We start from the raw sequence: 14623 nt of genomic DNA on the forward strand, positions 1-14623 counted from the left end.
TGGCGGCCTGCGGGACCGCCATGGAAGCTTTACGCCGCCGCATCGAAACCCAGGTCATGAGCCTTACCGGGCTGGCCCTCGGCCAGCTCGACCTGGAATCCCCCAAGGGTGATCCAGGCCTGTTCGGCCCCCAAAGCATCAGTTGGCAGGTGCACGGCGACTTCCCCAGCATGTTGGTCGGCGGCATCAGCGCCCTGATGCTGCAACTGCTGCACCCTTTGGCGCTGGCCGGGGTTTGGGATCACTCCAACTTCCGCCAGGACCTCCTCGGCCGGCTGCGTCGCACCAGCCAATTCATCTCCGGCACCACCTTCGGTTCGACCCGCGATGCCGAATGGCTGATCGAAAAGGTCCGCACCATACACCTCAAGGTGGTCGGTACCGCCCCCGACGGACGCCCCTACGCTGCCAGCGACCCGGACCTGTTGACCTGGGTCCATGTCGCCGAGGTCAGCAGTTTTCTCGCCGCCCATCTGCGCTACCGCAACCCCCACCTCAGCCGCGAGGCCCAGGACGCCTACTACGACGAGATCGCCCTGATCGCCGAACGCCTGGGCGCGCGGGATGTGCCGCGCTCCTGTCAGGCGGTCGAGGCGTATCTGCAGCGCATGCGCCCGCAGCTGCTGTGCGACGCGCGCAGCCATGAGGTGGTGGACATCCTGCTCGATGCTCCCGCCCCCAGCCGCATGGCGCAACCCGTCGGCAAACTGATGCTCAACGCCGGCATCGACCTGCTGCCGGACTGGGCTCGCGACATGCTCGACCTGCACCAGAGCCCACTTCAGCAGCGCATGATCCGCTTGGGCATCAATCGCATCGCCCCGGTGCTGCGCTGGGCCATGCGTAATGGATCGGCACATCGGGCAAGGCGGCGCATGGGTATCGAGTAAGGTTTTTGGTCATTTCGTCGGAACCGTTTTAACGTGCCATACTCCAAGGCACCTCGCTTCAGACAGATGACGTCTTACATGCCCAAAGGATTGACGCGCGCCTTCGGCGCCATGCTGGCCCTCGTGGCCCTGTACAGCCTGCTTGGCTTTCTCATTATTCCCGGTGTCGGTCTGCGCATCGCCAACCAGCAACTGGCGCACTACGCGACGGTGCCGGCGCATCTGCAGCGCATCGAGTTCAACCCGTTCAGCCTCGAGCTCACGCTCTGGGGGCTGCAGATCGGCGAACCGGGCAAAGAACAGGTGGGCTTCGAGCGGCTCTACGCCAACCTCTCGCTCGACAGCCTGTGGACCAAGGCCCTGCACTTGGAAACGGTGGAGCTGGACAAGCCCCGCAACGAAGTCCTGTTCGCCAAGGACGGCAGCCTCAACCTGACCCAGCTGTTCAAACTACCGCCCAGCGAACCCAAGCCCGAGGAGCCCGCAGGCGACCCCTTCCCGTTACGCATCGGCAGCATCAAGCTCAGCGAAGGCTATTTGCACTTCCAAGACCTGCGACCCAGCGAGCCCATCGAGTTCCTCTACGACTCCATGAATCTGGAGCTGAAGAACCTCAGCACCCTGCCCGACGACAATGCCGACATGGCGTTGGTCGCCATTGGCCCCAATGGCGGGCGCATCGACTGGAGCGGCACCCTGAGCCTGGCCCCCATCGCCTCCGAAGGTACCCTCAAGGTCACTGAAGGCAAGATGAAAGCCTTCTGGCCTTATGTGCGCGATGCTGTCCCCCTGGTGCTGGAAGACGGGGTCGTCAGCCTGGACACTCACTACAAGCTCAACCTGTCCAAGGAAACCGAGCTGTTGCTGGACAACACCTCGGTGCGCGTCGCGCCCTTTGCCATCAAAGCACCGGACGGACGTCCACTGGCCCGCCTGGCCAGCCTGGAGGTGAGCGAAACCTCCATCGACCTGGCCAAGCAACAGGTCACCGTCGGCAAGATCCGCAGCGAAAAGCTCGAGACCTGGGCCGCGCTGGAACGTGACGGCCAGCTCGACTGGCAAAAACTGTTCGCCAGCCAGCCAGCCAAAGCTACCGAGAAGGAAAAAGCCGAACCTGCCGCCGCCGAGCCGACCGCTGAGGAAAAGGCCGCCAAGGAGCCAAGCAAGCCCTGGCAGGTGCTGCTCAAGGACGTGCAACTGCGCAACTACCAAGTGCACCTGGCCGACCGCAGCCAGAAAGAGCCCGTGGCGCTGGATGTGGGCCCGCTCAATGTGGACCTGCAGAACTTCGACAGCCTCAACCAGTCGCCTTTCACCCTCAAGCTCGACACCGGTGTCGGCAAGCAAGGCAAGCTGCAGGCCGCAGGCCAGGTCAACCTGGCGCCGGTCACCGCCAAGCTCGATGTCAGCACCCGCGACATCGACCTGCGCGTGGCCCAGGCCTACATCAGCCCGTTCATCCGCCTGGAACTGCGAAGCGGCATGCTTTCCAGTGATCTTAAGGTCGACCTCAAGAGTACCGCACCGCTGGCCTTCACCGTCGGCGGCAAGGCCCAGGTGAGCCAGCTGCACACCCTGGATACCATCAAGGATCGGGACTTCGTCAAATGGCAGCAACTGGACCTGAGTGGCCTGTCTTATGTCCATGGCGACGCCCTGTCGATCGACAAGGTGACCCTGTTGCAGCCCTATGCGCGCTTCATCATCAATGAAGACCGCACCACCAACGTCGACGACCTGCTGATCCCGCAACCGGCCAGCGCGCCCGCGACCGGTCAGGCCAAGCCGGCCACTGCCAGCAATGCAAAGCCGCTGGGCATCCGCATCGGCGGGATCGACATCAACGATGGCTCGGCCAACTTTGCCGACCTCACCCTGACCCCCAACTTCGCCACGGCCATCCAGCAGTTGAACGGCCAGATCGGCACTATCGACAACCGCAAGCCGGCACCGGCCAAGGTCGATGTGAAAGGCAAGGTGGACCGTTACGCACCGGTGACCATCAAAGGTGCGCTCAACCCGTTCAATCCGCTGGCCAGCCTGGACATCGCCACCAGCTTCAAGCGTGTAGAGCTGACCACCCTGACGCCCTACTCCGGCAAGTTCGCGGGTTTCCGCATTCGCAAGGGCCGGCTGAACCTCGACCTGCATTACCTGATCACCAACGGCCAGCTCAAGGCCGAGAACAAGGTGGTGGTCGAGCAGCTGCAATTGGGTGAGAAGGTCGACAGCCCCGACGCCGTGGACCTGCCAATCCGTCTGGCGGTGGCATTGCTCAAGGACACCGAAGGCAAGATCTCCATCGAACTGCCGGTGACCGGCGACTTGAACAACCCACAGTTCAGCGTCATGCCGATCATCTGGCAGACCTTGCGCAATCTGGTATTGCGCGCGGCCCAGGCGCCGTTCAAGTTCATCGGCGGCCTGATTGCCGGCGGTGGCGCTGAGGACCTCGGTAACGTGGCGTTCGCGCCAGGCTCCAGTGACCTCAGCGTCGACGCTCAGTCAGCGCTGGACAAACTGGCCAGCGCGCTCAAGGAGCGTCCGGAGCTGCGTCTGGAGATAGAAGGCACCAGTGCACAGAGCAGCGATGGTCCGCTGATCGCCAAGCAACGCCTGGAGCGCGAATACCAGGCGACCTGGTACAAGATTCTCCAGCGCCGCGGCGACAAGGTGCCGGCCAACGCGTCGATGCTGGTGGTCGACGACAGCGACAAACCGGCGATGCTCGAAGGCATCTACCGCGCTCGTCTCAAGCAGCAGCCGCCGGCCGAATGGCAGCAGCTCAGCCGCGATGAACGTACTGCCAAGCTGCACGATGCGGTGATCAAAAGCTGGTCTGAAAGTACCGCGCTGTTGCGCCAACTGGGCCAGGACCGAGCCGGCAGCATCAAGGACTATCTGGTGGACAAAGGCCAGTTGGAAGACGACCGGGTGTATTTCATCGATACCAACCTGGGGCAGGCTGAAAGCGATGGGCAGGTCATCACACCATTGCATCTGGATGCCGAGTAAGCCGCGTCTACAGGCACGAGCACGGACCGAGCCCGGCAGTGTCATCTTCGCGGGTAAACCCGCTCCTACAGAGGCTGTGCTGGCCCTGTAGGAGCGGACTTCCCTGCAAATCCCATTCTCAGACCAGCCGCTGCCCGGAAACCGCCGGGTGATAAAGCGGCTGCACCTTGTTTCCGGCCGGGTCGAGGACATGGAAGCTGCGCGCGCCATCGCCATGATCGAACGGCCGGTCCAGCAGGGTCACACCGTGGGCCTTGAAGTACAGGTACCAGGCGTCCAACTCCTCCACGCTGTCAACGATGAAGCCATAGTGATCCAGGGTCTGTAGACCGTTGGCAGCACCTGCGCCACGCCCCAGGGACAGGTTGTCGTTACCGCAGGTCAGGTACACCAGGTCTTCGTGGGCACGGTGCAGCACTTCCATGCCGAGCAGATCGACGTAGAAACGCTCGCACTCCTCAAGGTTAGGTACCAGCAGAGCGAGGTGACGCAGGCCATTCAGGCGGCCAGGACGGGCGGGAAGATCGGACATGGACGCGGCTCCTTTTATGTATACAATTTGCTGGCAAATTTAAAACAAAAGGACCGCCTTGTGTACAGCCTCTTCATCAAGACCCGTGTAAAGCCCGGCAGCGCCGACCAATTCCTGAGCGCCATCAAGGTCAATGCGGCCGCCTCGGTGGCCAATGAGCCAGGCTGTCTGGTGTTCGACGTGTCCCAGGATCGCATCGACCCGGACGTGATCTACCTCTATGAGATCTATCGCGACGATGCCGCGTACGACGCCCACACCCAAACCGCGCATTTCCGCGACAGCCGTCCGCTGGTGGAGCCGTTGATCATCGAGCAGGAGTGCTTTGAGAGCGATGTGATCGCCTTCAACCCGGTGCGCTTGGGGGGCGAATAGGCCAATAGCCGAACAATGGTCGAGGGCCGCTGTGTGACCCTGTCGCTGGCTTCGAATCCAACGATAGAGGTGCACAGCGGCCCTCGATGAAAGAGTGGCCAAATCCTTTTGGCCGATGGGACAAATCCTTATTCGGTTTTCAGGCCGTCAGCCGACACAGCCTGCACACCCTTGATCGCTTTGGCGATGGCGATCGCCTGTTCTTTCTGCGAGGCGGTGATGGCCACGTCAGAGGACAGGGAGACCACACCTTTATTGGTCTCGACCTTGATATCGCTGCCAGGGATGCCTTTCTCTGTCATCAGGTCGGCCTTCACTTTGGTGGTGATCCAAGTGTCTTTGGTCTCTTCCTTGGCCTTGGTCACTTCACCGGCCGCCAGCGTCATTGGGGACGACTGTGCGGGCTGCTGGGCAAATGCCGCATTAGCCATGGTCAGGGTCAGGGCGGTGGCAGTAGCGGCAGCAATGGCGAATTTCTTCATGTGAGTCACTCCTGTTGTTCGAAAGGTCTGCGCCGTGTTTCCTGGCAGCAGGTGAGACTAACGTTGCATGTGCTGTGCCAGCTTTTATCGATAAAAATTCCCTTAAAAATCAATAAATTAGAAAAACGAACTCGCATTGCCATCGTGCAATTTGCAAGGCCTGGCAAAATCCTGCATGCAAGATGCAAGTGGCCCAAGGAAACACGAGGCGAAAAAAAGGACCCCGAAGGGTCCTTCCTTTTCGCCTGGAGAGGCTTAGACGCCGGATGCCTTGGCAGCCGCAACGTCCTTGATCGACAGCTTGATACGGCCGCGGTTGTCCACGTCCAGTACCAGTACTTCGACTTCCTGGCCTTCCTTCAGAACGTCGGTGACCTTCTCTACACGCGCATCGCTGAGCATGGAGATGTGCACCAGACCGTCTTTGCCCGGCAGGATGTTGACGAAGGCGCCGAAGTCGACAATACGCTCGACCTTGCCCACGTAGATCTTGCCGATCTCGGCCTCTGCGGTGATGCCCAGGATGCGCTGCTTGGCCGCTTCGGCTGCTTCCTTGGTTTCGCCGAAGATCTTGATCGAGCCGTCGTCTTCGATGTCGATCGAAGCCTTGGTCTCTTCGCAGATGGCGCGAATGGTGGCGCCGCCTTTGCCGATGACGTCACGGATCTTGTCGGTGTCGATCTTCATCGCCAGCATGGTCGGTGCGTTGGCCGACAGCTCGCTGCGCGACTGAGCGATGATCTGGTTCATCTGACCGAGGATGTTCAGGCGCGCTTCCAGGGCCTGGCCCAGGGCGATTTCCATGATCTCTTCGGTGATGCCGTTGATCTTGATGTCCATCTGCAGTGCGGTAACACCCTTGGCGGTACCGGCAACCTTGAAGTCCATGTCGCCCAGGTGGTCTTCGTCACCCAGGATGTCGGTCAGGACCGCGAACTTGTCGCCTTCCTTGACCAGACCCATGGCGATACCGGCGACCGGTGCCTTCATTGGTACGCCTGCGTCCATCAGTGCCAGGGAGGCACCGCAGACCGACGCCATGGAGCTGGAGCCGTTGGACTCGGTGATTTCCGATACGACGCGGATGGTGTACGGGAACTCGCTGTCGCTCGGCAGCATGGCTTGAACGCCACGACGGGCCAGACGGCCGTGGCCGATTTCACGACGGCCAGCGCCGCCCATGCGGCCGCACTCGCCAACCGAGAACGGTGGGAAGTTGTAGTGCAGCATGAAGGCATCTTTCTTCTCGCCTTCCAGGGTGTCCAGCAGCTGGGCGTCACGGGCAGTACCCAGGGTCGCGACGACCAGGGCCTGGGTTTCACCGCGGGTGAACAGTGCCGAACCATGGGTCTTCGGCAGTACACCGACTTCGATGTTCAGCGGGCGCACGGTGCGGGTGTCACGGCCGTCGATACGCGGCTTGCCGTTGACGATGTTCTCGCGGACGGTGCGGTACTCCAGCTCACCGAAGATGTCCTTGATCTGGCCGGCGGTAGGGCCGGTTTCTTCGTTGGACAGACGGGCAATGGCCTGGTCGCGCAGTTCGCCCAGACGGTTGTAGCGGTCGGCCTTCAGGGTGATGGTGTAGGCCTGGGAGATGGCCTCGCCGAACTCGGCGCGCACCAGGTTCAGCAGCTCGGTGTTGGCTGGAGCTGGCTGCCAGTCCCAGGTCGGCTTGCCGGCTTCGGCGGCCAGTTCCTTGACGGCCTGAATAACGGTCTGGAACTCGTCGTGGGCGAACAGCACGGCGCCCAGCATCTGGTCTTCGGTCAGCTCTTTGGCTTCCGATTCAACCATCAGTACAGCGGACTCGGTACCGGCCACGACCATGTCGAGGCTGGAGGCTTCCAGTTGCTCGTAGGTCGGGTTCAGCAGGTACCCGGTGCTTTCGTGGAAGGCGACGCGGGCGGCGCCGATCGGGCCTTCGAACGGGATGCCGGAGATGGCCAGGGCAGCCGAGGTACCGATCATCGCAGCGATGTCCGGATCGGTCTTCTTGCTGGTGGAAACCACGGTGCAGACAACCTGCACTTCGTTCATGAACCCTTCAGGGAACAGCGGGCGGATCGGACGGTCGATCAGGCGCGAAGTGAGGGTTTCTTTCTCGGAAGGACGGCCTTCACGCTTGAAGAAGCCACCAGGGATCTTGCCAGCGGCGTAGGTCTTTTCCTGGTAATGGACGGACAGGGGGAAGAAGCCCTTGCCTGGATCGGCCTGCTTGGCACCGACCACGGTCACCAGCACGGTGACGTCGTTGTCGACGGTGACCAGCACGGCGCCGGTCGCCTGGCGGGCGATGCGGCCCGTCTCGAGGGTTACGGTCGACTGACCGAACTGGAATTTCTTGATTACCGGGTTCACGGTTTCCTACCTTTTTCAGTGGCTCTGGGGGGAACTTGTTCTTGCGAATTCTTGGGCAGAACGGGGAATCGGCCCCATTGACCGTCCAGATACAACACGAGGCTGGGAGCCTGGCCGCTGCGCGGTAAAACCGCTCAGCACAGCCAGGCTGCCAACCTCGGAGATACGCGTGGCGTGTCTGACGCGAATGCTGCCAGGCAGCATTCCCGAAACCTGCGACACGCCATGCACACCACTGGCCAGGACGCTATTAGCGACGCAGGCCCAGGCGACCGATCAGGGCGCTGTAACGAGTGGTGTCTTTGCCCTTCAGGTAGTCCAGCAGCTTACGGCGCTGGTTAACCATACGGATCAGACCACGACGGGAGTGGTGGTCTTTCTCGTTGGCCTTGAAGTGGCCTTGCAGCTTGTTGATGTTGGCGGTCAGCAGAGCAACCTGCACTTCCGGGCTACCGGTATCGCCGGCGGCTTGCTGGTATTCGGCAACGATCTGAGCTTTTTCTTCAACGCTGAGGGCCATTTGGCTTCTCCTGATAAACGGATCCCGCGGACGGTCTCCAATAGGCCAGGGATGAATCCCTGTATTAATGAGAAGAGGTGTGACCGTGCCTATTAACAGCCACCCTCGGTTCCGTACGCTTGGGCCTGAGCCTGGGCGTGCGGTTTCGATCATTCCGACCGAATCAGTCGACGCGGCGCAATACGCCCGTCTTCGCTCACTTCACCGATACCGATGAAGCGTTCATTGTGATCCTGCACCCGGACCATGCCGAACTGCGGCGCATCCGGCGCGCGAACCGCCTGGCCATGCAGCCAGTAGAACGCACTGTGCTCGGAAAGACGCACCAGCGGCCAGTCCTGCAACCCACTGTCGGACGGCATCAGGAAGCGATCGAGCGCTTCGTTGCCGCCTTCGGCGTGGGCTTGCTCGAGTTCCTCGAGGGTCACGGTCTGTGCCAGCTCGAAGGGGCCGGCCAGGGTCCGGCGCAGTTCGGCGACATAGGCACCACAGCCCAACGCCTCGCCAATATCCTCCACCAACGTGCGGATATAGGTGCCTTTACTGCAACCGACCGACAGGCGAACCCGGGTGCCTTCGCACTCGAGCAACTCCAAGCGGCTAATAGTAACAGAACGCGCCTCGCGCTCCACTACCTCTCCTGCACGTGCCAGTTTGTACAGCGGCTGGCCGTCACGCTTGAGGGCCGAGTACATCGGCGGTACCTGGCTGATTTCACCGCGAAAACGTGGCAAAACGGCCTCGATATCGGCGCGACCAACGGTCACATCGCGCGTCTGCAGGACTTCGCCTTCGGCATCGGCCGTACTGGTAGTCTGCCCCAGTTGCATGACCGTTTCGTAGCCCTTGTCGGAGTCGAGCAGGTACTGCGAGAACTTGGTCGCTTCGCCGAAGCACAGCGGCAGCACGCCGGTGGCCAGCGGGTCGAGGCTACCGGTGTGGCCAGCCTTCTCGGCATTGAGCAGCCAGCGGACCTTCTGTAACGCGGCGTTGGAGGTGAACCCCAACGGTTTGTCCAGCAGGATGATGCCGCTGACGTTGCGGCGAATTCGTTTGACCTGGGCCACCGATTACTCCTCGGCGTCCGGCTTGTCGGCATCCTTGTGCAAGCGGTCTTCGGCCACTGCACGCTCGATCAACGCAGACAGGTGAGCACCGCGGCTGACGCTCTCATCGAAGTGGAAATGCAGCTGCGGCACGCTGCGCAGTTGCATGACACGCCCCAGATGCAGGCGCAGGAAGCTCGCCGCACTGTTGAGGGCCTTGAGGGTCTGCGGCACGGCATCGACGCCATCCGGGCCCATGACGGTGATGAAGACCTTGGCATGGCCCAGGTCACGGCTGACATCCACGGCGGTGATGGTCACCAGGCCGACACGCGGATCCTTGACTTCACGACGGATCAGCTCGGCCAGCTCGCGCTGCATCTGATCGCCGATGCGTTGGGTACGGCTATATTCTTTTGCCATTCTTGCTACCTGTAACTAAAGCGGCAAACGCCCGGACAGGCTGAGGCCTGACCGGGCGTTACCTTCAGAGGCGCCGCCAACCGCCCTGGGGCGAGGCTTGCGCCCGGCACGGCCCTTACAGGGTACGTGCCACCTGGACTTTCTCGAAGACTTCGATCTTGTCGCCGACCTTGACGTCGTTGTAGCTCTTGACGCCAATACCGCACTCCATGCCCGAACGAACTTCGGCAGCATCGTCCTTGAAGCGACGCAGCGATTCCAGTTCGCCTTCGAAAATCACAACGTCCTCGCGCAGTACGCGGATCGGACGGTTGCGGTAAACGGTACCCTCGATGACCATACAGCCAGCGATGGCGCCGAACTTCGGCGAGCGGAACACGTCACGCACTTCGGCGACACCCAGGATGTTCTCGCGAACATCGCTGCCGAGCATGCCGGTCAGGGCCTTCTTGACGTCTTCGATGATGTCGTAGATCACGTTGTAGTAACGCATATCCAGACCTTCCTGCTCGACGATCTTGCGCGCACCGGCATCGGCACGCACGTTGAAGCCGAACAGCACCGCATTGGACGCCAGCGCCAGGTTGGCATCGCTCTCGGTAATACCACCGACACCGCCACCGATCACGCGTACCTGAACTTCGTCGTTGCCCAGGCCCGACAGCGAGCCCTGCAGCGCTTCCAGGGAACCGCGCACGTCGGTCTTGAGAACGATGTTGAGCGTCTTCTTCTCTTCCTGACCCATGGTCTCGAAGATGTTTTCCAGCTTGCCGGCGTGAGCACGGGCCAGCTTGACCTCGCGGTACTTGCCTTGGCGGAACAGGGCGACTTCGCGGGCCTTCTTCTCGTCGGCGACCACGGACAGCTCGTCACCAGCTTCCGGGGTGCCGTCCAGGCCGAGAATTTCGACCGGGATCGACGGGCCGGCTTCCTTCACAGGCTTGCCGTTCTCGTCGAGCATGGCACGCACGCGGCCATAGTTGGAGCCGCACAGGACCATGTCGCCCTGACGCAGGGTACCGTCCTGAACCAGGATGGTAGCCACCGGACCACGGCCCTTGTCCAGACGCGACTCGACCACGACACCACGACCAGGTGCGGTCGGCGTGGCGGTCAGTTCGAGGATCTCGGCCTGCAGCAGTACGGCCTCGAGCAGTTCGTCGACACCGGTACCCATCTTCGCGGAAACCTTGACGAACGGAGTGTCGCCACCCCAGTCCTCGGAGGTCACGCCTTCGACGGCCAGCTCGTTACGGATGCGATCGATGTCGGCACCAGGCTTGTCGATCTTGTTCACCGCGACCACCAGCGGAACACCAGCAGCCTTGGCGTGCTGTACGGCTTCACGGGTCTGCGGCATCACGCCGTCGTCCGCTGCCACCACCAGGATGACGATGTCGGTGGCCTTGGCACCACGGGCACGCATCGCGGTGAACGCGGCGTGGCCAGGGGTGTCGAGGAAGGTGACCATGCCGCGATCGGTTTCGACGTGGTAGGCACCGATGTGCTGGGTAATACCACCAGCCTCGCCTGCGGCAACCTTGGCACGACGGATGTAGTCGAGCAGCGAGGTCTTACCGTGGTCGACGTGACCCATGACGGTCACTACTGGTGCACGCGGCTCGGTCTCGCCTTCGAACTTCAGCGATTCGGCCAGGGAGTCTTCCAGGGCGGTGTCGCTGATCAGGGTCACTTTGTGGCCCAGTTCTTCGGCTACCAGCTGAGCGGTTTCCTGGTCGAGCACCTGGTTGATGGTGACCGGGGTACCCAGCTTGAACATGAACTTGACGACTTCAGCGCCTTTTACGGACATCTGGTTGGCCAGTTCGGAAACGGTGATGGTCTCGCCGATGGTCACGTCACGGATGACAGGACCGGTCGGGTTCTGGAAACCATGCTGATTGCGCTTCTTCGGCTTGCCCTTGCCACCGCGACCGCGACGGAAACCATCGCTCTCTTCGTCGGTGGTACGCGGGGCAGCGCGAGGGGTCGGCGCTTTTTCCTTTTCCTTGACCTTGACCTTGATGGAAACGCGCGGGGCTTCGCCACGGCGCTCGCCACCACGACGGTCTTCGTCACGGACGCGGCTTTCGTTGCGGCGGGTCTCGTCCTTCTTGCGCTCAGCGGCACGCGCGGCGGCATCTTCGGACGCAGGAGCGTCGGCAACAACCGGAGCCGGGGCGGCGACTGCTGCTGGTGCGGCTTTCTCGACAGGCGCCTGGGCAACTGTTTCAGCTGCTTGACGACGCGCCTGCTCTTCAGCGCGCTGGCGAGCTTCGGCGTCAGCCTTCTCGCGTGCGGCGTTTTCGGCTGCACGGCGCTCTTCCAGCTCGCGCTTCTGCTCAGCCTGGATTTCCTCCGGGCTGCGCTGCACGAATACTTTCTTCTTGCGTACTTCTACGCTGATGCTTTTGCTACCGGCGACACGCAGGGTGCTGGTGGTCTTGCGCTGCAAGGTGATCTTGCGCGGCTCTTCCGCCTTGCTCTTGTGGCTGCTCTTCAGATGAGTCAGCAAAACCTGCTTCTCGTTATCGGTCACTACCTGACCGGCGTCGGTGTGCGGCAGACCTGCCTCACGCATCTGCTGCAGCAGGCGCTCTACCGGTGCCTCGACCTCTTGGGCCAGTTCTTTCACCGTGACTTGCGTCATGCACTTCTCTCCTCAGGCCGCGCCTAATTACTCGAACCAATGGGCTCGGGCGGCCATGATCAACTTGCCGGCACGCTCTTCGTCGATGCCGTCGATGTCGAGCAGATCGTCAATCGACTGCTCGGCCAGGTCTTCGCGGTTAACCACGCCGCGCACCGCCAGTTCCGCCGCCAGATCCTTGTCCATGCCCTCGAGGGAGAGCAGGTCTTCGGCCGGATGGGCGTCTGCCAGTTTTTCTTCGGTAGCGATGGCCTTGGTCAACAAACGGTCCTTGGCACGAGCACGCAGCTCGTTGACGATGTCCTCGTCAAAGCCATCGATGTTGAGCATTTCTTCCAACGGTACGTAGGCAATCTCTTCGAGGCTGGTGAAGCCTTCGTCGACCAGCACTTGGGCCAGCTCCTCGTCGACTTCCAGTTCCTCGATGAAGTTGCGCAGGATGTCGCCGGTTTCTGCTTGTTGCTTGGCCTGGATGTCCTTCTCGGTCATCACGTTCAGGGTCCAGCCGGTCAACTGACTGGCCAGGCGAACGTTCTGACCACCACGGCCAATGGCTTGGGCCAGGTTGTCCTCGGCGACTGCGATGTCCATTGCATGGGCATCTTCATCAACGATGATCGCCGCGACTTCGGCCGGCGACATGGCGTTGATGACGAACTGCGCCGGGTTCTCGTCCCACAGGACGATATCCACGCGCTCACCACCCAGCTCGCCGGATACGGCCTGGACGCGCGAACCACGCATGCCGATGCAGGCACCTTGCGGGTCGATACGCTTGTCCTTGGAGCGGACGGCGATCTTGGCACGCGACCCCGGATCGCGGGAGGCGGCCATGACTTCGATGAGACCTTCAGCGATCTCTGGCACTTCGATGCGGAACAGCTCGATCAGCATCTGCGGCGCGGTGCGCGACAGGATCAGCTGAGGACCACGGTTCTCGGTGCGGATTTCCTTGAGCAGTGCACGCAGGCGGACACCGACACGGAAGGTCTCGCGTGGGATGATGTCCTCGCGGGCCAGCAGGGCCTCGGCGTTGTTGCCCAGGTCAACGATGACGTTGTCGCGGGTCACTTTCTTGACGGTGCCGGAGATGATCTCGCCAACACGCTCGCGGTAGGCGTCGACAACCTGGGCGCGCTCGGCTTCGCGGACCTTCTGCACGATCACTTGCTTGGCAGTCTGGGCGGCGATGCGGCCGAACTCGATCGACTCGATCTTCTCTTCGATCACGTCACCAACCTTGGCATCAGGGTGGGTCTCGTGGATCTTGCTCAACCAGGTCTCGATCGCCGGATCATCCAGATCGGCTTCGTCAACCACGGTCCAGCGACGGAAGGTCTCGTAGCTACCGGTGTGGCGGTTGATTTCCACACGCAGGTCGACTTCGTCCTCAAAACGTTTTTTGGTTGCAGTGGCCAGGGCCACTTCCAGCGCTTCGAAAATGACGCCGGGTGGTACACCCTTTTCGTTGGATACCGATTCAACAACCAGCAGTACTTCTTTGCTCATCGTACGCCTCGCCTTGCGCAAGCCATTGGGCCCGGATAGTCCGCCGGGCCCGGCACGTCTCAGTCAAAACTGGGAATAATATTGGCCTTGTCGATCGAGTCGATCGGCAACAGGAACTCGTGGTTGTCCACCTGGACCACCACATCCTGGTCCTCCACACCGCGGAGAAGGCCCTGGAAGTTACGACGACCTTCGAAGGGCGTACGCAGCTTGATCTTCACTTGTTCGCCGGCATGCGAGGCAAACTGTTCCAGAGTGAACAGCGGGCGGTCCATGCCAGGAGAGGACACCTCGAGGGTATATTCGTTGGTGATCGGATCTTCCACATCCAGGATGGCACTGGCCTGACGACTGACAGCTTCGCAATCGTCCACCAGGATTCCGCCTTCCTTGTCGATATAGATGCGCAGTACCGAATGCTTACCCTGGGAAACGTACTCGATCCCCCAGCATTGATAGCCCAGACCCTCGACCACCGGGGCCAACAAGGCCTGCAACTGTTCTAGCTTGCTCGACACCTGAACCCCCTCGTGCATGCTGTGCAAATAAAAAATGGGCGAAGCGCCCATCCCTGAAAGCGCCGTTGAACAACGACGCAAGAACTGTTCAGCTAGCAAAAAGCCCCTGAAAAGGGGCTCCGCTGAAGCTGGTTGCGGGGGCTGGATTTGAACCAACGACCTTCGGGTTATGAGCCCGACGAGCTACCAAGCTGCTCCACCCCGCGACAAAGCTGGGGCGAAAGTATAAGACCGAACCCATTACAGGGTCAATCTAACCTCCACCTGCAAGAAAGCCCGCTAAAGCGGGCTCTCATGCTTCA

12 protein-coding genes and 1 tRNA gene are annotated in these 14623 nt (G+C 61.4%); 3 read left to right on the forward strand and 10 right to left on the reverse strand.

Annotated elements, in window-relative coordinates:
• Positions 1–20 precede the first annotated feature (20 nt).
• A complete protein-coding gene (locus ACNFCH_RS18545; RefSeq protein WP_416743270.1) occupies positions 21–890 on the forward strand; it encodes an oxygenase MpaB family protein in 870 nt (289 codons plus the stop codon).
• A 78-nt stretch (positions 891–968) separates the two neighbouring features.
• The gene (locus ACNFCH_RS18550) at positions 969–3905 is read left to right on the forward strand and encodes a DUF748 domain-containing protein (protein ID WP_416743271.1); all 2937 of its coding nucleotides are present in this window, start codon (positions 969–971) and stop codon (positions 3903–3905) included.
• Positions 3906–4023: 118 nt separating this feature from the next.
• On the opposite strand, the gene ACNFCH_RS18555 is transcribed toward ACNFCH_RS18550, so the two are convergent.
• Positions 4024–4437, reverse strand: coding sequence for a VOC family protein (locus ACNFCH_RS18555; RefSeq protein WP_043210077.1), 414 nt, complete (start codon positions 4435–4437; stop codon positions 4024–4026).
• A 60-nt stretch (positions 4438–4497) separates the two neighbouring features.
• Between ACNFCH_RS18555 and ACNFCH_RS18560 the strand changes: the two genes are divergently transcribed.
• Positions 4498–4812 (forward strand): putative quinol monooxygenase, encoded by a 315-nt coding sequence (locus ACNFCH_RS18560; protein WP_416743272.1) that lies wholly within the window; start codon positions 4498–4500, stop codon positions 4810–4812.
• 128 nt (positions 4813–4940) lie between these two features.
• Here the strand turns inward: ACNFCH_RS18560 and ACNFCH_RS18565 are convergent, their stop codons facing one another.
• The 9 genes from ACNFCH_RS18565 to ACNFCH_RS18605 all read right to left on the reverse strand — a co-directional run bounded on the left by ACNFCH_RS18565 (position 4941) and on the right by ACNFCH_RS18605 (position 14527).
• Complete coding sequence (locus tag ACNFCH_RS18565; protein ID WP_043210081.1) at positions 4941–5294, reverse strand: BON domain-containing protein; 354 nt, start codon at positions 5292–5294, stop codon at positions 4941–4943.
• Positions 5295–5549: 255 nt separating this feature from the next.
• On the reverse strand, positions 5550–7655 hold the full coding sequence (gene pnp, locus ACNFCH_RS18570) for a polyribonucleotide nucleotidyltransferase (protein WP_416743273.1): 2106 nt from the start codon (positions 7653–7655) through the stop codon (positions 5550–5552).
• Positions 7656–7905: 250 nt separating this feature from the next.
• A complete protein-coding gene (gene rpsO / locus ACNFCH_RS18575; RefSeq protein ID WP_011532144.1) occupies positions 7906–8175 on the reverse strand; it encodes a 30S ribosomal protein S15 in 270 nt (89 codons plus the stop codon).
• Between the two features lie 149 nt (positions 8176–8324).
• Positions 8325–9242, reverse strand: a complete 918-nt coding sequence (truB, locus tag ACNFCH_RS18580) for a tRNA pseudouridine(55) synthase TruB (RefSeq protein ID WP_416743274.1) — start codon at positions 9240–9242, stop codon at positions 8325–8327.
• Positions 9243–9245: 3 nt separating this feature from the next.
• Positions 9246–9644, reverse strand: a complete 399-nt coding sequence (gene rbfA / locus ACNFCH_RS18585; protein WP_196164572.1) for a 30S ribosome-binding factor RbfA — start codon at positions 9642–9644, stop codon at positions 9246–9248.
• Positions 9645–9759: 115 nt separating this feature from the next.
• The gene (gene infB / locus ACNFCH_RS18590) at positions 9760–12294 is read right to left on the reverse strand and encodes a translation initiation factor IF-2 (protein WP_337159764.1); all 2535 of its coding nucleotides are present in this window, start codon (positions 12292–12294) and stop codon (positions 9760–9762) included.
• A gap of 27 nt (positions 12295–12321) precedes the next feature.
• Positions 12322–13803, reverse strand: a complete 1482-nt coding sequence (gene nusA, locus ACNFCH_RS18595) for a transcription termination factor NusA (protein ID WP_337159766.1) — start codon at positions 13801–13803, stop codon at positions 12322–12324.
• Positions 13804–13862: 59 nt separating this feature from the next.
• Entirely contained in the window at positions 13863–14321 is a 459-nt protein-coding gene (rimP, locus tag ACNFCH_RS18600) for a ribosome maturation factor RimP (RefSeq protein WP_043210161.1), read from the reverse strand.
• A 129-nt stretch (positions 14322–14450) separates the two neighbouring features.
• A tRNA-Met gene (locus ACNFCH_RS18605) sits at positions 14451–14527 on the reverse strand.
• Positions 14528–14623 lie beyond the last annotated feature (96 nt).

Source organism: Pseudomonas sp. NY15354, assembly GCF_048068075.1.
In the GTDB taxonomy this organism is placed as follows: Bacteria; Pseudomonadota; Gammaproteobacteria; order Pseudomonadales; family Pseudomonadaceae; genus Aquipseudomonas; species Aquipseudomonas guariconensis_C.